The sequence below is a fragment of the Labilibaculum sp. K2S genome (genome assembly GCF_030372765.1).
Lineage (GTDB): Bacteria > Bacteroidota > Bacteroidia > Bacteroidales > Marinifilaceae > Labilibaculum.
This window is the reverse complement of record NZ_JAUCMW010000013.1, coordinates 110,392-131,662: the sequence shown is the minus strand read 5'-3', so window position 1 is coordinate 131,662 and position 21,271 is coordinate 110,392. Positions and strand designations below refer to the sequence as shown.

Sequence of the window (21,271 nt, the reverse complement as noted above, 5' to 3'; positions counted from 1 at the left end):
GAGGGAAGCATCCTCATTTGATCCGAAAAGCAAATTAGAACCAATGCTAATCAAGTAAAAACAAAAAGAGACCTCCCTTTACGGGATCGTTTTCTAACTACCAACAGCTGAATACGAATTACAAATTCTGTTGCTCCTTAACCCCTGATTTGTAATCAGGGGTAAGATCATGAGCAGCTGGGTTTAATTTGATACTCGATGCTTCTTTTTTCGAAGGTGAAAATATACTTTAACGTATTTAATAGATTGCTTTTGCGATATCACGAACACAATCGGATGCCATAAGTGTATAAAAGTGCAAGGAAGGAACCCCGTGTTGAATCAATTCTTTTCCTTGTTGAATTCCCCACTCAATACCAACTTGCTTCACCTCATCGTTGGTTTTGCATTTGCGAACTTCGGCAGCTAATGCTTCAGGAATATCGGTTTTGAAAATCTGCGGAAGCACTGTTAACTGGCTTAAGGCAGATATTGGCTTAATTCCCGGAACAACAGGAACTGTAATACCGGCATCGCGTACTTTCTTTACAAAATCAAAGAATTTCTGATTATCGAAGAACATTTGGGTAACGATGTATTCTGCTCCGGCATCTACTTTCTTTTTCAACCAATAAATATCGGAATCAATATTTGGAGCTTCTTCGTGTTTTTCAGGATATCCGGCCGTACCGAAAGAAAACGGAGTTGCAAAAGGCTCTACATGTGTGCCATCCAAAAACCCGCCTTTGTTAATTTTATTCACCTGATTGATTAAATCGATCGCATATTTGTGCTCTCCTTCACTGGAAATAAAAGCATGGCGAGAAGATGAATCACCACGCAGTAGTAGTAAATCGTAAATACCCAGGAAATTTAAATCCAAAAGTGCATTTTCAGTCTCTTCCGGAGTAAATCCGCTACAAATTACATGAGGAACAACAGTTATTTTGTATTCATTTTTTATTGCTGCCGCCACTGCTACCGTCCCCGGACGCTTTCGGGTAATTTTTTTTTCAATTAAACCACTTTCCGATTCTGTGAAAACCACCTCATCGCGATGTGCTGTAATATTAATGTACTTCGGATCGAATTCCTTTAGCTTATCTATCGTGTTAAAAACTTTGTATATGCTGTTTCCCCGCAAAGGAGGCAATAATTCAAAAGAGAAATGTGTGGTTTTATTCTCAATTGCCTGATTTAATAGTTCGATTACTTTCATTGGTTTTTGTTAGATATTAGTCGTTAGTTTTTAGTACGCAGTAATTCAATCAACAAATTACTAGTTACCAGTTGCTAACTACTATTTTTATTATAACTAATTCTATAAAATCGAAGTTAAAAGCTTCGTTGCCTTCTCTTCGGATATTCCTTTTCGGGATGCATAATCCTTTAATTGATCCTCCTTTATTTTATCGATAGAGAAATACAATGCCTCCGGATGAGCGAAAATCAATCCACTTACTGAGGCTGCCGGATACATGGCAAAACTTTCGGTTAATGTTGCTCCGATGTTCTTTTCTACATCCATAAAATCCCAAAGCACCTCTTTCTCGGAATGCTCAGGTAGTGATGGATAACCAAAAGCCGGACGAATTCCCTGATAATGTTCACGAAGCATCAGCTCTATGTCAAGATCTTCGTCGGCAGCATATCCCCAATCTTCTTTACGGATTTTCTCGTGCAATAATTCGGTGAAAGCTTCCGCCAAACGATCGGCCAAAATCTTAATCATGATGCTGTTGTAGTCATCATTATCTTCGGCAAATTTCTCGAGTATTTCTTCGATGCCCAGACCTGCAGTTACTACAAAAGCACCTACATAATCGATTCTTTCCGATTCGATTGGAGCCACAAAATCGCTCAAACACAAACTGCTCAGTCCTTTTTTAAACTTCTCCTGCTGACGAATGCCGCAGAATCTGGTAATTTCATTTGTTCTGTCTTCATCGGTATACAATACAATATCATCGCCAACACTATTGGCAGGAAACAATCCGTAAACCGCACTTGCTTCAATCAATCCTTCGCGCTCGATTACATCCAACATGTAATTGGCATCATCGAAAAGGATTTTAGCTTGTTCCTTAAAATCCGGATCTTCCATAATTTCAGGATACATACACTTTAGCTCCCAGGCTACAAAAAAGAAAGTCCAGTCGATGTATTTGCGGATTTCGCCAATCGAAAAGTTATTCAGAACCTGCAATCCTGTTTTGTTTGGCTGGTAAATAGGAGCGGTTTTCCAATCAATTTGCTCTCTGTTTTTCCGGGCCTCATCCAAAGTATAGTATTCAACCGGTTTTTTATTTTCATGATCTTCACGCACAATTTGATACTCATCACGGGTTTTTGCCAGAAAATCTTCTCTTTTATTTTTATCGCACAACTGCTTAAAAATTCCAACCGACTTGGAAGCATCTACAACGTGAACCACACCATTGTCATAATTAGGTTCTATTTTAACCGCAGTATGCAATTCCGAAGTGGTTGCTCCTCCTACTACCAAAGGAATATTCAAGCCCTGCCGCTTCATTTCTTCGGCCACAAAACACATCTCTTCCAAGGATGGAGTGATCAGCCCGCTTAAACCAATTGCATCCACTTTCTCTCGTATGGCGACTTCTAAAATTTTTGAACTTGGAACCATAACGCCCAAATCAATCACCTCGAAATTGTTACATCCTAAAACTACGCCAACAATATTCTTCCCAATATCGTGTACATCTCCTTTTACGGTTGCCATTACTATTTTACCGGCATTTTTCGCATCGGTCAAACTATTTTTCTCTTCCTCGATAAAAGGTTGAAGATAAGCAACAGCCTTTTTCATTACCCTTGCTGATTTTACCACCTGAGGCAAAAACATTTTCCCTTCGCCAAACAAATTGCCAACAATGTTCATTCCATCCATCAAAGGTTGTTCAATCACATCCAATGCACGAGGCAACAACTGTCTGGCTTCTTCGGCATCTTGTTCTATATAATCGGTGATTCCTTTTACCAGAGAATAAGAAAGTCTTTCAAAACAAGGTTTTTCTCTCCATGCATCGGCTTTCACCTGAACCTTCCCTACCGATTTCAATCCTTCGGCCAATTCAATGAGTATCTCGGTAGCCTCAGGTTTCCGATTCAAAACCACATCTTCCACTTTCTCCAAAAGTTCCGGCTCAATATCATCGTAAATCTGTAACATTCCCGGATTTACAATTCCCATATCCAAGCCTTCTTTTATAGCATGATACAAGAAAACGGAATGCATTGCTTCCCGAACTGTATTATTTCCACGGAAAGAAAATGACAAATTGCTGATTCCACCACTAATTTTAGCATGTGGCAAATTGGCTTTAATCCACTTTACGGTTTTGATATAATCGACCGCATAATTGTTATGCTCTTCAATTCCCGTAGCAATTGCCAATACATTGGGATCAAAAATGATATCCTCGGCTGGAAAGCCAACCGTTTCGGTTAATATTTTATAGGCTCTTGCGCAAATTTCAGTTCTTCGCTGGAAAGTATCAGCCTGACCTTTTTCATCGAAAGCCATTACAACAGCAGCAGCTCCGTATCTTTTTATTTTTGTCGCATGATCGATAAACTCTTCTTCCCCTTCTTTTAAGGAAATTGAATTGACCACACATTTTCCCTGCACACATTTCAATCCTGTTTCCAAAACAGACCATTTTGATGAGTCGATCATGATGGGAACACGGGAAATTTCTGGTTCCGACACCAATAACTTCAAGAAAATCTCCATTTCAACTTCAGCATCCAACATGGCATCATCCATGTTTACATCAATAATTTGTGCTCCGTTTTCAACTTGGTTACGAGCTACAGAAAGTGCTTCTTCGTATTTTTTCTCACGAATTAAACGGGCAAATTTTATAGAACCTGCCACATTAGTACGCTCTCCTACATTCACAAAGTTGGCTAGAGAGTTTATTCGAAGTAATTCCAATCCACTCAAACGAGTTTCCTTTTCTACAACTGGAATTTCTCGGGGAGCAGCATTTTTAACTGCATCAGCTAATATTTTAATGTGTTCGGGTCGGGTTCCGCAACATCCACCTACAATGTTTATCTTCTTGTTATCGAGCAATTCTTTCAAATCATTCAACATGGTTTGAGGAGTTTCGTCGTACTCTCCCAATTCATTAGGCAAACCAGCATTCGGATAGACACTCACGTAAACCGGAAGCAGCGTATCCAATTGTTGGATATAGGGCACCAAATCCTTGGCTCCAAAAGCACAATTTAATCCAATACTCAACAATCGGTCACATTTTACAGAAGTAACAAAAGCTTCCAGTGTTTGTCCCGAAAGAGTTCGTCCGCTATTATCAGTTATGGTTCCTGAAATCATAATCGGAGTATCCAATCCTCTTTCTTCCAGCAATAAATCGGCAGCATAAATCGCCGCTTTGGCATTTAAGGTATCAAAAATCGTTTCTATTAAAAGTGCATCTACGCCACCATCCAACAAACCTTTTATTTGCTCGGTATAAATTCTCACCAAATCATCAAAACCCACATCCCGATATCCAGGATCTTCAACCTTTGGCGACATGGAAGTCGTTTTGTTTGTTGGACCAATTGCTCCTGCGACCCAACGCAACGTATTTGGATCAATGACATTCATTTCATCAACAGCCGCTCGGGCATTTTTCACGGCTTCAAAATTCAGTTCGTAAGCCAAATCTTCCAATTGATAATCGGCCAATGAAATTGCATTGGCATTAAATGTATTGGTCTCAATAATATTGGCTCCGGCTTCCAAAAACTTTTGATGAATCGCCTTAATAATTTTAGGCTGAGTCAAAGTCAGCAAGTCGTTGTGTCCTTTCTGATCACTTGAAAAATCTGCAAAACGAGTTCCACGAAAATCTGCTTCAGTCAACTTGTGTGTCTGAATCATTGTTCCCATGGCACCGTCTAAAACAAGAATTTGCTTCTGTAATGCCTCTTTAATAGATGTAAATTTCTGTTCCATATTAATTTGCGACTGTTAGATAGATTGCGGTATTACTATTCTTCTGTTCTACAAGAACATGATGCTTGTTCTGTATTTCTTCGATTGTGGCCGGTGTATAATGACGAACGGTGATCAATTCCAAATCATCACTCAATTCAATCTCATACTTTTCTTCCAATTCTGCCACCAAATCCTGCATATTTCTGGCTGAGCTATTGGCACAAAACGCAAAGCTAACCGCAGTGTTCTGAGTAAAATTAAGCTTTATTCTATACTTTGTAACCAGTGTAAAAATAAAAACAAGGTCTTTTTCACCAATAAAAGAAAAATTCAGCGGTTTTAAAGTCACTAATAACTGTCTTTTTTTGACAATGTAATTTGGCAGCAATGGTTGTGGCTGATCTCCTTTTGTAATTAAAGTTCCTTTTTGCGATGGATCGATAAATGATTTCACCCACAAAGGAATCTTTTTTGCCTGCAATGGCTTTATGGTTTTCGGATGAATCACTCGAGCCCCGTAATAGGAAAGCTCTATTGCTTCATGATAAGGAATTAAATCCAATTTAGTTGTCACATCGAAATAATCAGGATCGGCATTTAAAATTCCCAAAACATCTTTCCAAATGATCATTTTATCTGCGTTAAGCAAATGAGCTAAAATTGCTGCGGTATAATCTGAACCCTCTCTTCCTAATGATGTTGTAAATCCTTGCGGATCTCTGGCAATAAAGCCTTGTGTAATATATAATGCTGTCGGATGATCAGTAAATACGGCATCGGCCTTCTCTTTCGACGAATCCCAAAGAATATTGGCATCTACATAGTTATCATCTGAATCCAGACAGGTTCTAACATCAATCCATTTGTTTTCTTGTCCGATATGATTTAGATATGCAGAAACAATTGTTGTGGAGAGTAGCTCTCCAAAACCAATCACCTGATCGTATTCAAAATTGAACTGATCAGATGATGGTTTTGAAATTTTGGTTTTCAGCTCGATGAAAAGAGCGTTTACTTCCGAACTGACCGACGAAGGAACTTCTTCGAATAAATCCCCGATCACTGAAGTGTGGTTTTCCTTCAGCAGATCAAAAAGTTCCAAGGCCTTATCATTTCCAGAAAAATAAGCATCTACAATTTCTTCCAGCAAATTAGTTGTTGTTCCAATTGCCGAAATCACTACTGTAAGCGGACGCTTTACTTTGCCAATAATTTGACAAATATTTTTGATAGCAGCAGCATCTTTTACCGATGCGCCGCCAAATTTATATATGATCATTTCTAATTAGATTTGAGATGTTGGATATGAGATCTTAGACTGATTCCCATACCCCAAATTCAAAATTACTCATCACCTAAATAAGCCAGGAAAATATCTTTTCCTTCAATTTGCTTACGGATTTTAATCAGTTTGGAAAGATTCAATGTTCCAATTACATAGTTGAAATCTTTTCCTGTCATCGATTCTGATATGTCTTTGAAATCAAATAATTCCAAATCATTTTTATCTGTGTATCTCAAATAAATCTCAACATCCATATCGTTGGTGTACTCCAAACCACCATAATATTTCAGCTTTTTGTATTCGTATTTGTAATTGTAGGCCAAAGCTGTTATATCCGATAAAACTGCTGATCCGGTTGGATGAGCACCTGCTCCTTTTCCATACATGAACTGGTTGTCGTAGAAATTCCCCTGAATTAAAACGCCGTTATAATGACTCTCAACCGTATAAGCATGCTCTGTTGGTCTCACAAATTTTGGAGCAACAAACAAATTCACTTGATTGCCGTTTACTTTGGTTACTTTGCCCAGCAATCGAATTTTATATCCTTTTTGCGATGCCAATTCAATATCTTTTGGTGAAAGATTCGCGATTCCCGAATTAAAAACCTCATCGGGATGCACAAACAATCCAAATCCGTGAACGGTAAGAATAATCAGTTTGTACAAAGTATCAAATCCGCCTACATCTGAGGTAGGATCACTTTCAGCAAATCCTAAATCCTGAGCTTCTTTTAATGCCAGATTGTAATCCAGATTTTCATTGAAAATCTTTGTCAGGATATAATTAGATGATCCGTTCAGGATTCCACTTACCGATTGCAATAAATCATTGTCATAATACTCTTCCAGATTCCTGATAATGGGAATACTTCCACATGCCGAAGCCTCGTACAAAAAGGAAACCTTGTATTGCCATTGCAGTTGAATCAGCTCCTCGATATGATAGGCCAGCATTTTTTTATTGGCCGAAACTACATGCTTTCCATTTTGCATAGCCGTTTTCACAATCTGATAAGCTGCATCTGAATCGTCAATTAATTCTGCAACCACATTAATTTCCGGATCATTTAAAATATCATCAGGATTTGTTGTTAATAGGTTAGAATCTAAATCTCTTTCCTTTCCTGCATCTTTCACACAAACTTTCACGATAGATGCATCCAAACCTTTGCTGTTTTTAAGAACGTGAGCCAATCCGGAACCTACAACACCGTAGCCAAAAACGCCTATTTTTAGTTTATTACTCATTAGTTTTGCTATCGTTTAAGAATGTTTTTAATACTTGGGTTAATTGTTCTTGTTCCAAAAGGAAGCCATCGTGCCCGTAAATTGAATTGATTTCCAAAAATGCTGCATTTGGAATATGATCAGCAATAAACCGCTGCTCCTGAATCGGGAAAATCTGATCAGAATTTACGCCAATCACTAAGGTTCTTGATTTAATTTCGTTCAAAGCAGCATGCAAACCATTTCTTCCACGACCCATATCATGACTATCCATTATTTTTGAAAGATGCCAATACGAATAAGCATTAAATCTTTTGGCCAATTTCTCTCCCTGATATCTCTGGTAGGAACTTGCCCGGTAATGATCGGTTTTGCCTTCTTCATTTTCCTGCTGAGAATGATCGTAAGTTGCATAGGATCTGTAACTAAGCAGAGCAATCGATCTCGCTACACGCATTCCGTTCAAACCTGCTTCATCATTCGATTCTTTCCAGGTAGGATCAACCTCGATTGACATTCTTTGCGATTCGTTGAAGGCAATTCCCCATGGAGAATGTTTTGCATTGGAGGCCAATATCACCAAATTGTCCAACTTCCCATTCAACAGATAAGCCCACTCCATGGCCTGCATGCCTCCTAATGAACTGCCAATCATCATATGAATATGTTCTATTTTCAAATGCTTCCTCAAAATTTCATGTGCCCCAACCAAATCTCTAACTGTTAGCTGAGGAAAATCATGATAGTAAGCCTGTCCGTTGTCCGGATTTTTCGAAAGAGGTCCGGTTGAACCGTAGCAGGAAGCAAGAGTATTGTCGCAAACTATGAAGTAATCTTTCGGATTGAAAAAATCATTTTCTCCAAATAATCCTTTCCACCAATCGAAAACATCCGAATTAGCAGTAAGAGCATGACAAACCCAAATCACATTATTCCTTTGCGGATCGTATTCCCCATAGGTGTGATAGGCAAGCTCCAACTCTTTCAGACACTCACCTGATTCAAGTTGTAAACCTTCTTTATGGATGTAACATTCTGGATTCACTGTTTATTGATTTTGTTTTGTTTGTTGTTTTTTTGCTTTATAAAAATTTCACCCAAAATAATTTTGAGCGAAACATTGAATTCCCAATCGAAAATCCCACTAAAAAATTTCCGACTGGGATTGACTATAAGAACTAATTGATTGTCTCTATGTTAATTGCTTTCTCAACAGATTGCTTGATGTCAGCTTTAATGTCTTCGATGTGTTCGATACCTACCGAAATACGAAGCAAACCTGGTTCAACACCCGAAGCTTTTTGCTCTTCCAGACTCAACTGTTCGTGAGTGGTTGAACTTGGATGAATAATTAAAGATTTTGCATCTCCCAAATTGGCAACATGTGAAAGAAGTTCCACACCATCAACCAATTTATCGGCAAGCTCTTTTCCACCTTTTACTTTAAAGGTAAGAACAGATCCGGCACCTTTCTTGAAGTATTTTTGAGCCCGTTCGTAGTATGGACTGGATTTTAGGCCTGGATAATTTACCTGTTCCACCCAATCCTGTTCCTCTAACCATTTGGCAAGAGCGACTGTATTTTCAACATGACGATCCAAACGCAATGAAAGAGTTTCCAATCCTTGTAATAAAAGGAAAGAATTGAACGGACTCTGGCTACATCCATAATCCCGTAAACCTTCTACTCTGGCACGAATTGCAAAAGCAATGTTTCCAAATGGTCCGCCGGCACCAAAAACATCCCAGAATACCAATCCATGATATCCTTCCGAAGGTTCAGTAAACTGAGGGTATTTTCCATTTCCCCAATTGTAGTTTCCTCCATCAACAATTACACCACCTATTGCAGTTCCATGTCCGCAAATCCATTTGGTTGCCGATTCCACAACTATATTGGCTCCGTGCTCCAACGGACGGAATAAATATCCTCCTGCACCCAAAGTATTATCCACAATAAGTGGCAAATCATATTTCTTAGCTATTGCAGATACCTTTTCAAAATCCGGTATTGAGAATTTAGGATTCGGTAAAGCCTCCACATAAATAGCTTTGGTTTTTTCATCGATCAACGGAATAATAGTATCCGGCTCATCGATATCAACAAAACGACACTCTATACCCAATTTTTTAAACTGAACCTTAAACTGATTGTATGTTCCTCCATAAATCTGAGAAGCACTTACAAAATTGTCACCAACTTCCAGAATATTTGTTAGTGCTAAAAACTGAGCAGCCTGACCGGATGCTGTTGCAACAGCTGCAACTCCACCTTCCAAGGCCGCAATTCTTTTCTCGAAAACATCATTGGTAGGATTCCCCAAACGAGTATAAATATTCCCGAATTCTTTCAATCCAAACAGGTTTGCTGCGTGTTCTGAACTATTGAAAGTGTAAGCTGTGGTTTGATACAAAGGAACTGCTCTCGAGTTGGTTACTGCATCAACTTCCTGACCTGCGTGTATCTGTAATGTTTCGTATCTTAAATTATTTGACATAGCGATTCTTTTTTTCGAACAGGCTGTTTGCTGTTAGCCTTTAACTTTTAGCTATAATGTAACAATCAGATTATCCGACTTGTTATTCAGCTTAAAAGCCTATTCCTTGATTTAAAATTTGATTAATTAGTTAGAAACTGAAGTTTCTGAATGTCGCAAAAACATATCTGCTTAGATTCAAACGTTCTGAATGTGGTTTCAGATTTGGTTGTACCTATTCATCTTTCTGTAAAAACAGAAATATAAAAAGTAAGCAAGATTGAATTTGAATTCCCGGGTTCGGTGTTATTTTATACGCACCAGTATCTAAAAAAAGGGAAAGATTTTAGAAAGAATGCGTTAAATCATACGCATCATTTGCTGCATTCGCATCATCAACATGGTTGAAGATTGCAACGTGAAGTTTTGCTCCTGATGAGCCTGCTGATTGTAATTAATTTGAGTCTTCTTCATAATCTGTTAATTTATATTCACCAAAAATTTGGTCAGGATTTGACACCTTTCAGCTATGGAAGCCGCGGTTGTCAGAAGGTCAACGAGCCTGTTCTCTTACTTCTTCTGTATAAATTATAGATATTCTCCTGAGAGATTTACCTTATATAACGGGAACAAAGATAGGGAAGTTTTTGAATTCACCAAACATTCCCGACCTCTTTGTCTTTTATTTTTTTACAACAACACAAATTGTGCAGTATCTCTGCTTCGTTGTTCCAGCAGTATTTCCCGGCCATTGGTCATTCTTTCAACAGCTTCAGAATTATGATGACGAATCGTAATCAACTCCAGATTCTCATTGTATCTCACTTCAAATTTGGTAGAAATTTCTTCAACTAAACTTTTCAACCTTCTATCTGAATTATCAACACATACCGAAAAACTGATTGCCGAATTCTGAATTAAATTTACTTTCACCCGGTGTTTTGCGAAAATGGAAAACAACGAACTTAAATTTTCTTCCAGTATGAAAGAAAAATCACTAGGTCGTATCGAAATCAGCACCTGATCTTGTTTCCGAATATAAACTGGAATTAACTGATCCTGCTTTTTAGAAGCTGTACTAATTAAAGTTCCTGACTCATTCAGATTAAGAAAAGAACGCACCTGCAAAGGAATTTTCTTCTTCTTAATGGGTTGTATGGTTTTTGGATGAATCACTTTAGCACCATAAAAAGCAAGTTCGATGGCCTCCTGATATGAAATACGCTCTAATTTTTGCGCATCGGGCAGCCACTTTGGATCTGCATTCATAATTCCAGGAACATCTTTCCAAATAGCCAATTTATCCACATCAAGGATATAAGATAAAATTGCAGCAGTATAATCGGAGCCTTCCCGTCCTAAAGTTGTTGTCTGATTTGTAGTTGTACCACCCAAAAATCCTTGAGTTACATACACAAATGTGTTGGTAAAACCGAAAGCCTGAGGCACCAATTTCTGCGACAATTCCCAATCAATCCTTCCTTCTTTATAAGTATCATCTGTTTTTAAACAAGTACGAATATCCACCCACTTATTTGGCGTACCACTTAAACGAAGGTATTCAGATACAATTGTTGTAGATATCAGCTCTCCAAAACACACAATTTGATCGTAATCAAATTCATAGCATAAGGAGGGTGATTTTTGCAGATAAGCCCGCAGTTGCCCAAAAAGAGATTCTATTTTCGAAAAAACAGCATCATCCTTTTTCAAAAACAATTCATTTATAATCTTCGTATGGTATGCTTGCAATGCATCTACTTTAGATTCAATCCCATCCTTTTTAGTAGCAAAAGCATCAACGATCTCTTCCAAGGCATTGGTTGTTTTGCCCATTGCCGACAATACAACAACCATTTCCTCTCTGTAGGATTGTACTATTTTCACAAAATTTCGTACTCCATCGGCACTATTTACCGAAGCCCCGCCAAATTTAAATATGTTCATCAAAAAATTGTTAGATAATTCTTACTAAAAAGTTATTTAAACCCACTTTCAAAATAAAAATTGAAGTTACAAAATATTGTTTCAGCATTACAAAGTTGGTAAAATTTTAAGATCATTCTGTAATTCATTTCACACTTTTCAATCGTAAAAAAGAAAAAACGTGATTAAAAACAAAAAGCTGTTTAATGCCATTAAAACAACAATTTTCCTTTCACTTATTACACACCCAATATACCAAGGCTTTACACCTTAAAATTAATTGTCGTAAACGTTTGAAATAAGTGTTTCGGCGTTTCACAAAAAAGCATAACTTTATGCCACCAAATGAATGTAAACCAAAAAGCCTTAAAAAAATGACTGAACACAACAATGTTCAAACCCTAAATCAATTCATCATCCAAAGACAATCCGATCATCCTGGAGCAAAGGGAGAATTATCCCGATTACTTCATCATATTGGAATTGCATCTAAAATTGTAAACCGTGCTGTGAACAAAGCTGGACTGGTTGATATTTTAGGTGAACATGGAGATCGAAATGTGCAGGGAGAAGATCAGCAAAAGCTAGATGTTTTTGCAGACACCCACTTTATTGATGCCTTAAAAGCCTGTGGCGAATGCTGCGCTGTCGCATCGGAAGAAAATGAAGAAATCATTATTTTTGATGATGAACTAAGTAAACATGGAAAATATGTTTTCGCAATGGATCCGCTTGATGGCTCATCGAACATCGATGTAAATGTTTCCATCGGAACAATTTTCTCGATTTACGAACGCCTTTCTCCTCGGGGAGAAGTTGCCAAAATTGAGGATTTCCTTCAGGAAGGAACCAAACAGGTTGCTGCCGGATACATCATTTACGGTTCGTCAACCATGTTGGTATACACCACCGGAAAAGGAGTAAACGGTTTCACTCTGGATCCATCAATCGGTGAATTCTGTTTGTCGCATCCTAACATTAGAACACCAAAAACGGGAACCATTTATTCCATTAACGAAGGAAATTACATCAATTTCCCAATGGGTGTGAAAAAGTACATTAAGTATTGTCAGGAATATGATCAAAAATCGAATCGCCCCTACACTTCCCGCTACATAGGATCTTTGGTGGCCGATTTTCACCGAAATTTATTGAACGGTGGTATTTTTATCTATCCGCAAACCAGAAAAAACCCCAATGGAAAACTTCGCTTGATGTACGAATGCAATCCAATTGCTTTTATTGCAGAACAAGCCGGCGGTAAAGCTACCGATGGCATGCAACGCATTTTAGCCATTCAACCGACTTCGCTTCATGAACGTGTTCCGTTTTATACCGGATCGACAAACATGGTGAAGAAAACCGAAGAGTTTTTACATTTCTTCAACAACATCTGAAATAGAATTTTCAGAAGAAAAATTTAACACACTACTAAACAAAGCCACTTTCCAATTGGAAAGTGGCTTTGTTTTCTTTACTTATTGGCAGCTTATTCTTTTAAAACCATATCAATGCACATTACTGCTGCAAGAATTAAAACTCTCATCGGATTATCTGCAGTTACTTTTTCATCAATCGTCAACATGTAATTGTCTGCTGATGTAAACAATTCCTTACCAATTCCAGCCCATTTTTTACTTACATGAGCAAACTCTGTTTCCCCTTTACTGAATTTAAAATCCCAGCTGGTCCATTTTCCTTTAAGAGTGCACAAAATATTTTCAGTAGAATCAATAACATCAAATTTTCCACCTATTGAGAAAAATTTTTGTTTGAATTTTCCCAATAAATTATCATTCTCATCAAAAACTTCAACTGTAGACAAGAAGAATGAAACACCTCGTTTTATTGTTAGTACTTTTTCACCTGAAACAGTTTTAATTTCAATATTAAAAGGAGTCATTCTCTTATAGTCGGTAAAGCGAAGCATCTTGGTGAAAAAACCAAGTTTTTCTTCCCGGCATGTCATTATCATTTCCTGATTTTCAGGATTGAAAATATCAAAATTATTTGCTGCTTTGAACATGCCAACATGTTCCTTCACGAAAAATGAATTTCGACTTAAAATTGGATTCATATGTTATTTATTTTGTTAATGGTTCTTCTATGTTATTAGAACAATTTCAAACTACTGTTTTCTTAAACCTCCAGTAAACAAGTTAACTCGTCGCTCGTCATGCTGGGAATAAATTCAGTGATTGCATAATCGGCTAAATCATTTTTGTGAAAAGGATCTTTAGCCAGAATTTTTTCCAATTGTTTTTTATCCTTCACTGTTGAAAGTATTACGCCTCCTGTTCTCGGAACTTTTCTGCCCGAGGCCTGAAAATTTCCCAAAGCATACTGCTCTTTTAAATACTGAACGTGATTGTTCAATTCTTCCTCTACCTTTTCGATAGGTACTTTGTAGGTTAATGATATGATGAACATGGTTTATTCTTTCTTCTAAAATTAATTTGTGGCTTTAACGAGATACAAAATATGAACAGTGGAAGTAGTTTTTTATTTCTAAAATTCAACTATTGGTACAACACTAAATCCGTTAGTCTTATTAAATTTCATATTATGTATAAAATTTCGCATACTATCAGAAGGGTCAATTAATTCTAGATTTAAATTCCCAATAGTCTCAGGAATAAATATTACAGAAAGAATTGGTTGATCTTCCATGTGTCCGGTTATAGTATTTAGCATACTTGACATTGCATTAACTCTAGCTTTTTCGATAGGCAGATAAGCAAATACTTCTCTTGCAACTCTAATGGCTAAACTACAAATATGATCTTGGTAGAGTTCATTAAATTTTCCTTTTGGCATATTTTTTTTGGAAAGTTTACCCGTTGATGTCTGTTTAAGTTCATAATTAGGTACAACCTCTTCATTGTTAACTTTTAATTCAATATCAATTAAATTGCCTTCGAAATTAAAATTCAACTGTGCACCCAATTCTTCAACATCAGAAAATGGATTAAAATATTCCAATGCTTCTAAGTAAGCTGCATGCTTTTTATTTTTAATCCCATCCGAAATTTTTTGTAATTCTTCCCAATTATTAAGTTCTGCCAAATATTCCTTTTTTGCAGAATCATATTCCTTCTGGTCAATTATTATAGCTTCTTCTATTTCTTCTTTTAATAGATAAATTTTCCTTTCAGTTGAACCAAATAACTTATCAAAGAACGTTGGTTTATAATATCCCAATTTATCTTTAGCTAGATTTTCATGAATACTTTCTAAAGCTGGTTTCTTAGGACGAGGAGTAGATTTAATCTTACTCCAATCTATTGAATCTGTACAATTTTTGTGAACAGATTGAATCATATTAACGTAATATTCCCAATCGATAACAGCTTGTCTTACATCTTCAATCTCTTGAAGTTTCTGTTGCACTTTAAATCTTTTTGCAGCTTCACGTGCTTGTTTTTGTTCTTCACGTTCAATTCTTCTTACAGCGGCTCCATATGAACGAATCGCTCCTCTTAATGTGGTCATTTAGTTCAGTATTTGTTTATATTTTATTCGACTATCGTATCCAGTTCTATTAAATCCCATCCTGAAAGTAAACATTATTTATAATCAGCGAAATTAAAGAGCCTGAAAATAATTAATGCTGTTTATTTAATACACACTCTTCTTACCTGTATTTTCCTTAAAAACAGGAAATTTTCAAAACCTACCGGCAAACACTTCCTTTTTCCTAATTTATACTTGGGTACTTGGTTCTTGTCACTTTGTTTCTGATCCTTGGCACTTTTAACTTGTCCCTTAAATATTTTCCCTAAATTTGCGTTTCAACAAAAAAAGGACAAGGGTTTGGAACTAAAACAACTTATACAAATTTTCTCGGAGCATCCTGCCCGATACAGCATTGAAAAATATCTGGAACAAAAATCAAAGTTTCAGCTTCACCTAAAAGGTTTGGTTGGTTCTTCGCTCCCTTTGTTGATTTCCACCCTTAAACCCGGCCAACATCCGCACATTTTACTATTTAACGATAAGGAGGAGGCTGCCTATTTTTACAATGATCTGTGCAATCTGCTTGATGAAGATACCGTTTTGTTCTTTCCATCTTCCTTCAAACGTTCCGTTCAATATGAGAAAACTGACAGTTCGAACATTATTCTTCGTGCCGAATGTCTGAACCGTTTGAATTCCGATAAGCATCCTACTTTCATTATTACTTTTCCCGAAGCCGTTATCGAAAAAGTAATTAGTAAAGCACAACTGGAAGAAAACACCTTAACAATTAAGGTAGGCGAAAAATTATCTCCCGAATTTGTGGAAGAGGTCTTGGTCGATTATGAATTTGAACGAGCCGATTTTGTGGTAGAACCTGGTCAGTATTCTATCCGCGGAAGCATTATTGATATTTTTTCCTTTTCGGATAAACATCCTTTTCGAATCGATTTCTTTGGCGAAGAAATAGATTCCATTCGAATGTTTAATGTGGAAAATCAACTATCCATAGAAAAACTAAATTCCGTTGATATCATTCCCAACATTCAGGAAAATCTGCTGAAGGATTCCCGGATATCCTTTCTTTCCTTTGTACCCGGTAATGCGATTTTTTGGTGCAGGAATTTACAGTTTTCCTGCGATCGAATTCAATCCATTTATGAAAGTACCATCGAGAAGGTTCCTTTTATGCAAATAGGTGAAGATTCGGTATCTACTAAAGATTACCTGATAAACAGCAAAGAATTTTTGAATCAGTTAAGTGATTTCCCGACATTGGAATTCGGGCAAAAATTCTTTTTTGCAGCTCATGAAGAGATTCAGTTCAATCAAAGTCCGCAACCAGCCTTCAATAAAAACTTCGAATTGCTTGGTCAGCATTTGTTAAATAACAATGCCAAAGCAGAATCGAATTACATTCTTTCCGACAATCCAAAACAGATTGAACGAATCCATACTATTTTTGAAGATCAGGGAATTGAAGTTGAATTTCAGGATGTAAGTCACACACTTCACGAGGGATTTTCGGATAAGGATCTGAGAATATCCATCTTCACCGATCATCAGATCTTCGATCGTTACCACAAATTCCAGCTTAAAAACTCAACGGTTCACAAAGCCAAAGAGGTAGTAACTCTTAAAGAAATTAACCGCCTTCACCCTGGTGATTACATCGTTCATTCCGATCATGGAATTGGTCGTTTCGGAGGTTTGCAGCTAATCGATACAAACGGCAAACCACAAGAAGTAATTCGCCTGGTTTATAAAGACAATGATATTCTATATGTGAGTTTACACTCGCTTCATAAAATTTCAAAATACAAAGGCAAAGACGGGTCTGCGCCTAAAATATACAAGCTGGGAAACGGCACATGGCAAAAGCTAAAGGAAAAAACCAAAGGCAAAGTAAAAGACATTGCCAAGGATTTGATTGCCCTTTATGCCAAACGAAAATCAGAAAAAGGCTTTTCGTTCAGTCCCGACACGTACATGCAGCAAGAATTGGAGGCTTCCTTTATTTATGAAGATACTCCCGATCAGGTGAAAGCAACAATCGCAACCAAAGAAGGCATGGAATCGCCTTATCCAATGGACAGATTGGTATGTGGTGATGTTGGTTTCGGAAAAACCGAAATTGCAATTCGTGCCGCTTTTAAAGCAGTTGCCGATAACAAACAGGTCGCTATTCTGGTTCCGACCACAATCCTGGCCTTTCAGCATTTCAAAACGTTTAACGATCGATTGAAAAATTTTCCCTGCACAGTAGATTATATCAGTCGAATGAGAACCTCGAAAGATCAGAAACAGATTCTTAAAAATTTAAAAGCCGGACAAACTGATATTATAATCGGGACACACCGAATTATTGGAAAAGATGTTGAGTTTAAAGATTTGGGTTTACTCATCATTGATGAAGAGCAGAAATTTGGCGTATCGGTAAAAGAGAAACTGAAACAATTTAAAGTAAATGTTGATACCTTAACATTAACGGCTACACCAATTCCAAGAACATTACAATTTTCATTGCTGGGAGCCAGGGATTTGTCCATCATCAATACCCCGCCTCCAAATCGTTATCCGATTGTAACCGAAATTCATAATTTTAATGAAGACATCATTCGCGAAGCAATTACCTACGAAGTGGAACGAAACGGACAGGTTTTCTTTATTCACAACAGGGTTCAAAACATCAAAGATGTTGAGGTGATGATTCAGCGAACCGTTCCAGGCGTTTCAACCGTGGTTGCTCACGGACAAATGGAAGGCCCTAAGCTGGAGAAAATCATGCTCGACTTTATCCGTGGCGATTTTGATGTTCTGATTGCAACAACCATTATTGAATCTGGATTGGACATTCCGAATGCCAATACCATCATCATTAATAACGGACAGAATTTTGGTTTGAGCGAACTGCACCAGTTAAGAGGCCGCGTTGGCCGGTCGAACAAAAAAGCATTTTGCTACTTGTTAACTCCTCCGCATGATTCCATGACTCAGGAGGCAAGACAAAGATTAACGGCTATTGAAAACTTCTCGGAACTGGGAAGTGGTTTTAATATTGCCATGCAGGATTTGGATATTCGTGGCGCCGGTAATTTGCTGGGTGGCGAACAAAGCGGTTTTATTGCTGATATCGGTTACGAAACCTATCACAAAATTCTGAATGAAGCACTTCTTGAACTAAAAGAGAATGAATTCAAAGATGTTTTTGAAGATGAAAAGAAAGATGAAGGGAAAAATGTTCTTCGATTTATAAGCGAATGCCAAATAGATACCGATTTGGAAATTCTTTTTCCTGAGAAATATGTTGAAAGCATTTCAGAACGAATTCGTTTGTACCGCGAATTGGATAACATTCAGACCGAAGAGGAAATCGGAAAATTTGAATCGCAGTTAAAAGATCGTTTTGGAGACTTACCCGAACCATGTCTTGAACTGTTAAACGTTGTTCGTTTGCGTTGGATTTCTTTAGATTTGGGAATTGAAAAACTCATTCTTAAAAATGGAAAACTGGTTCTGTATTTTATTTCTGATCAGGATTCAGCTTTTTATAAATCAGCACAGTTTAACAAAGTCCTGCAATTTCTGCAAACGCAAGTTGTTCCCTGCAAAATGAAAGAATCAAAACACAGATTAAGTCTTAGTTTCGAGAAAATTAAGAACATTAAAAAAGCCAGCGAAATACTGGCTCTAATTAATGAGATATAATATAATTACTCCGATCGATAAATTGATCGGAGTTTATTTTTTAAGAACACGAATGATCCCGAATGTAGCAAACCACTCCGGTTTCCTCTCCTTTTTCATTTCGAAGTAAATTAGCAATCAGTTTAATGTCCCGCTTTTTCTCATTTATCTCTAAAGCAAAATTCACTTCATGTTTTCCATTCTCCTCAACTGGAATTAAAATATCTTCGGTAAACGATTTTTGTTCCTCGTAAAGAAACAAACTACAGTATGCTTTACCAATAATATTGGTTTCGGAGACACCAAAAATCCGTTCACATGCACGATTCCACGATTTTACCTTTCCCTCAAGGTCGAAAGTCACAACCCCATCAACAAAATTATTAATGATATTCGCTTTTTCAGCTAACAATTGACGATAGGCAAATTCTTGCGTAATATCACGAACAATTAATTGCAAATTTTTCTTCCCATTAAATTCAATTTGAGCTCCGGTTAAACCTACATCAATCAATTCGCCATGTATAGTTTTTAATTTCAGATGAGTATAGGAAATTCCTGTTTCCATAGTCAACGAATTTTCCAATCTCTCTTTAAAAATCGCACTGTATTCTTCCGAAATGAATGACAGTAAGGGTAAACCCATTAAATCCTCAATGTAAGCTGTTTTGAATAGCTTCAATCCCAAACAGTTTAAATATTCAATTAAACCATTTTCATTGATCACAATAATGGCTTCAGGAGAATCGGTAATGAAATTTCGAAAACGCTGTTCGCGCATTTTTTGATCCAAATCAAATTGATGTTTATAAAATGCCAACTCTATTGAAATACCAAGTTCCTTCTTGTCAATTGGTTTCACCAAATATCCATAAGAATGAATATTAATTACTCTCTGAATTGTACTTTCTTCAGTATCACTGGAAAGGAAGATAACCGGAATGTCAAATTTGGTTTTTATTAATTCTGTAGTTTGAATTCCATCCAAACCTCCACCCAAATGAACATCCATCAGAATAATATCCGGCTTTATTGTTTCACACAAACGAATAGCCTCTTTTCCATCTTCTACAATTCCGATAAGATCGTAACCCAGTTCTTTTAAAAACATCCGAAAGATGGTCGATATTAAACTGTCATCTTCTACAATTAAAATTTTTTTCTTCATCAATCTAAAATTGAATGTGTAATCGATTTCAATCTAAAAAAAGGCTAAGCAACCATTTAAACCGTATTTTCTGAATAATTAAACACCATCTAATTTAAAATGATTATAAAAAACCTAAGTGTCACTAGATTAATATGCCTAAAGTTTACTAATTTTATGCGATTTTACAAGACATTTATAATAATTTACCTTCATTCCGGCTCTTTTGAATTTAATCGTAGACATAGGAAACACACAAATAAAGTCAGGCTTCTTTGAAAACAATCAATTAGTTGGACTTGAAAACTCAACATTAGGGGAAACTGAATTCGTTTCCGGCCTTTTATCGAAATGTGAAAATGCACCTAATGTTATTATTTCTTCTGTTAGAAAATATCCTAAAGAATTAATCTCCCAATTAAAATTGGCATGCAAAGTAGTTCTGTTTTTTAATTCCGAAATAGACACGCCACTGGAAAACTTATATGAATCGAAAAGCACACTCGGCTACGATCGATTAGCCGCTTGCGCAGGTGCCCATGGTTTATATAAAGGAAAAGATGTATTGGTAATAGATGCCGGAACCGCTATCACGTTTGATTTTGTTACTGCTAAAGCCCAATATTTAGGTGGCTGTATATCTCCCGGTTTAAAAATGCGGTTTAAAGCTTTACACGAATTTACTCAAAACCTACCCGAACTGTCGAAAAATGAAGATTTCAATTTAATTGGCAAAAACACCAATGATGCAATAGTATCAGGCGTTCAAAATGGTCTGATCTTCGAAATAGATTCATACATTAATAAATTAAAAGCGATACATCCGGAATTACGTGTAGTAATTACCGGAGGAGATGCCCATTTTTTAAATAAATCAATAGATCACAACGTTGCTTATCATCCCGAAATCGTATTGGAAGGTTTAAATAAGATATTGGAATTTAATTTATTGATTCACTCTTAATAAGAAGTATTTTTTGCAGCTTTATATTTTATTTATAGTTTTGCAAAAGGCTCTTAAATATAGATGTTCCAACCAGTTTCGAAGCTTGTACTAATTTTTGGTATGAGTTTTGCAGTTTTAGTTCTGACAAAACTAAAACTTTCGTT

General features: G+C 36.8%; 14 protein-coding genes and 1 riboswitch. Of the genes, 3 read left to right on the top strand and 11 right to left on the bottom strand.

Annotated features, from left to right (window positions below):
- Positions 1 to 238: 238 nt before the first annotated feature.
- The 7 genes from metF to QUH73_RS14575 all read right to left on the bottom strand — a co-directional run bounded on the left by metF (position 239) and on the right by QUH73_RS14575 (position 11,892).
- The gene (metF, locus tag QUH73_RS14605; RefSeq protein ID WP_289531176.1) at positions 239 to 1,198 is read right to left on the bottom strand and encodes a methylenetetrahydrofolate reductase [NAD(P)H]; all 960 of its coding nucleotides are present in this window, start codon (positions 1,196 to 1,198) and stop codon (positions 239 to 241) included.
- Between the two features lie 102 nt (positions 1,199 to 1,300).
- Complete coding sequence (gene metH / locus QUH73_RS14600) at positions 1,301 to 4,972, bottom strand: methionine synthase (protein ID WP_289531175.1); 3,672 nt, start codon at positions 4,970 to 4,972, stop codon at positions 1,301 to 1,303.
- A 1-nt stretch (position 4,973) separates the two neighbouring features.
- Positions 4,974 to 6,233: an aspartate kinase gene (locus QUH73_RS14595; protein WP_289531174.1), complete on the bottom strand. Its 1,260-nt coding sequence runs from the start codon at positions 6,231 to 6,233 to the stop codon at positions 4,974 to 4,976.
- 65 nt (positions 6,234 to 6,298) lie between these two features.
- Positions 6,299 to 7,489: a homoserine dehydrogenase gene (locus QUH73_RS14590; RefSeq protein ID WP_289531173.1), complete on the bottom strand. Its 1,191-nt coding sequence runs from the start codon at positions 7,487 to 7,489 to the stop codon at positions 6,299 to 6,301.
- Positions 7,482 to 8,513: a homoserine O-acetyltransferase family protein gene (locus QUH73_RS14585; RefSeq protein WP_289531172.1), complete on the bottom strand. Its 1,032-nt coding sequence runs from the start codon at positions 8,511 to 8,513 to the stop codon at positions 7,482 to 7,484. Before QUH73_RS14585 ends, QUH73_RS14590 begins: the two co-directional genes overlap by 8 nt.
- 133 nt (positions 8,514 to 8,646) lie before the next feature.
- Positions 8,647 to 9,966, bottom strand: a complete 1,320-nt coding sequence (locus tag QUH73_RS14580) for an O-acetylhomoserine aminocarboxypropyltransferase/cysteine synthase family protein (RefSeq protein ID WP_289531171.1) — start codon at positions 9,964 to 9,966, stop codon at positions 8,647 to 8,649.
- A 461-nt stretch (positions 9,967 to 10,427) separates the two neighbouring features.
- Positions 10,428 to 10,535: riboswitch (SAM riboswitch) on the bottom strand.
- 100 nt (positions 10,536 to 10,635) lie between these two features.
- Positions 10,636 to 11,892: an aspartate kinase gene (locus QUH73_RS14575; RefSeq protein WP_289531170.1), complete on the bottom strand. Its 1,257-nt coding sequence runs from the start codon at positions 11,890 to 11,892 to the stop codon at positions 10,636 to 10,638.
- A 353-nt stretch (positions 11,893 to 12,245) separates the two neighbouring features.
- Here QUH73_RS14575 and fbp point away from each other — a divergent pair, with 353 nt between their 5' ends.
- Positions 12,246 to 13,268, top strand: a complete 1,023-nt coding sequence (fbp, locus tag QUH73_RS14570) for a class 1 fructose-bisphosphatase (protein WP_289531169.1) — start codon at positions 12,246 to 12,248, stop codon at positions 13,266 to 13,268.
- Positions 13,269 to 13,360: 92 nt separating this feature from the next.
- Here the strand turns inward: fbp and QUH73_RS14565 are convergent, their stop codons facing one another.
- The 3 genes from QUH73_RS14565 to QUH73_RS14555 form a co-directional block, all read right to left on the bottom strand.
- Positions 13,361 to 13,948, bottom strand: a complete 588-nt coding sequence (locus QUH73_RS14565; protein ID WP_156196853.1) for a phospholipid scramblase-related protein — start codon at positions 13,946 to 13,948, stop codon at positions 13,361 to 13,363.
- 62 nt (positions 13,949 to 14,010) lie between these two features.
- The gene (locus QUH73_RS14560) at positions 14,011 to 14,301 is read right to left on the bottom strand and encodes a YciI family protein (protein ID WP_289531168.1); all 291 of its coding nucleotides are present in this window, start codon (positions 14,299 to 14,301) and stop codon (positions 14,011 to 14,013) included.
- Between the two features lie 78 nt (positions 14,302 to 14,379).
- Positions 14,380 to 15,363 carry a hypothetical protein gene (locus QUH73_RS14555; protein ID WP_289531167.1) on the bottom strand — a complete coding sequence of 328 codons (984 nt, stop codon included), beginning with the start codon at positions 15,361 to 15,363 and terminating at the stop codon, positions 14,380 to 14,382.
- Between the two features lie 321 nt (positions 15,364 to 15,684).
- Between QUH73_RS14555 and mfd the strand changes: the two genes are divergently transcribed.
- The gene (gene mfd / locus QUH73_RS14550) at positions 15,685 to 19,035 is read left to right on the top strand and encodes a transcription-repair coupling factor (RefSeq protein ID WP_289531166.1); all 3,351 of its coding nucleotides are present in this window, start codon (positions 15,685 to 15,687) and stop codon (positions 19,033 to 19,035) included.
- A 40-nt stretch (positions 19,036 to 19,075) separates the two neighbouring features.
- Here the strand turns inward: mfd and QUH73_RS14545 are convergent, their stop codons facing one another.
- Complete coding sequence (locus tag QUH73_RS14545; protein WP_289531165.1) at positions 19,076 to 20,182, bottom strand: PAS domain S-box protein; 1,107 nt, start codon at positions 20,180 to 20,182, stop codon at positions 19,076 to 19,078.
- Between the two features lie 205 nt (positions 20,183 to 20,387).
- Here QUH73_RS14545 and QUH73_RS14540 point away from each other — a divergent pair, with 205 nt between their 5' ends.
- Entirely contained in the window at positions 20,388 to 21,125 is a 738-nt protein-coding gene (locus tag QUH73_RS14540; protein ID WP_289531163.1) for a type III pantothenate kinase, read from the top strand.
- The last annotated feature ends 146 nt before the right edge of the window (positions 21,126 to 21,271 follow it).

What these genes read in the sequence shown, in the direction of transcription:
- metF (WP_289531176.1), bottom strand. Translation starts at nt 1,198, where the DNA reads ATGAAAGTAATCGAACTATTAAATCAGGCAATTGAGAATAAAACCACA.
- fbp (WP_289531169.1), top strand. Translation starts at nt 12,246, where the DNA reads ATGACTGAACACAACAATGTTCAAACCCTAAATCAATTCATCATCCAA.
- metH (WP_289531175.1), bottom strand. Translation starts at nt 4,972, where the DNA reads ATGGAACAGAAATTTACATCTATTAAAGAGGCATTACAGAAGCAAATT.
- QUH73_RS14545 (WP_289531165.1), bottom strand. Translation starts at nt 20,182, where the DNA reads ATGAAGAAAAAAATTTTAATTGTAGAAGATGACAGTTTAATATCGACC.
- QUH73_RS14560 (WP_289531168.1), bottom strand. Translation starts at nt 14,301, where the DNA reads ATGTTCATCATATCATTAACCTACAAAGTACCTATCGAAAAGGTAGAG.
- QUH73_RS14565 (WP_156196853.1), bottom strand. Translation starts at nt 13,948, where the DNA reads ATGAATCCAATTTTAAGTCGAAATTCATTTTTCGTGAAGGAACATGTT.
- QUH73_RS14575 (WP_289531170.1), bottom strand. Translation starts at nt 11,892, where the DNA reads ATGAACATATTTAAATTTGGCGGGGCTTCGGTAAATAGTGCCGATGGA.
- QUH73_RS14555 (WP_289531167.1), bottom strand. Translation starts at nt 15,363, where the DNA reads ATGACCACATTAAGAGGAGCGATTCGTTCATATGGAGCCGCTGTAAGA.
- QUH73_RS14595 (WP_289531174.1), bottom strand. Translation starts at nt 6,233, where the DNA reads ATGATCATATATAAATTTGGCGGCGCATCGGTAAAAGATGCTGCTGCT.
- QUH73_RS14590 (WP_289531173.1), bottom strand. Translation starts at nt 7,489, where the DNA reads ATGAGTAATAAACTAAAAATAGGCGTTTTTGGCTACGGTGTTGTAGGT.
- QUH73_RS14580 (WP_289531171.1), bottom strand. Translation starts at nt 9,966, where the DNA reads ATGTCAAATAATTTAAGATACGAAACATTACAGATACACGCAGGTCAG.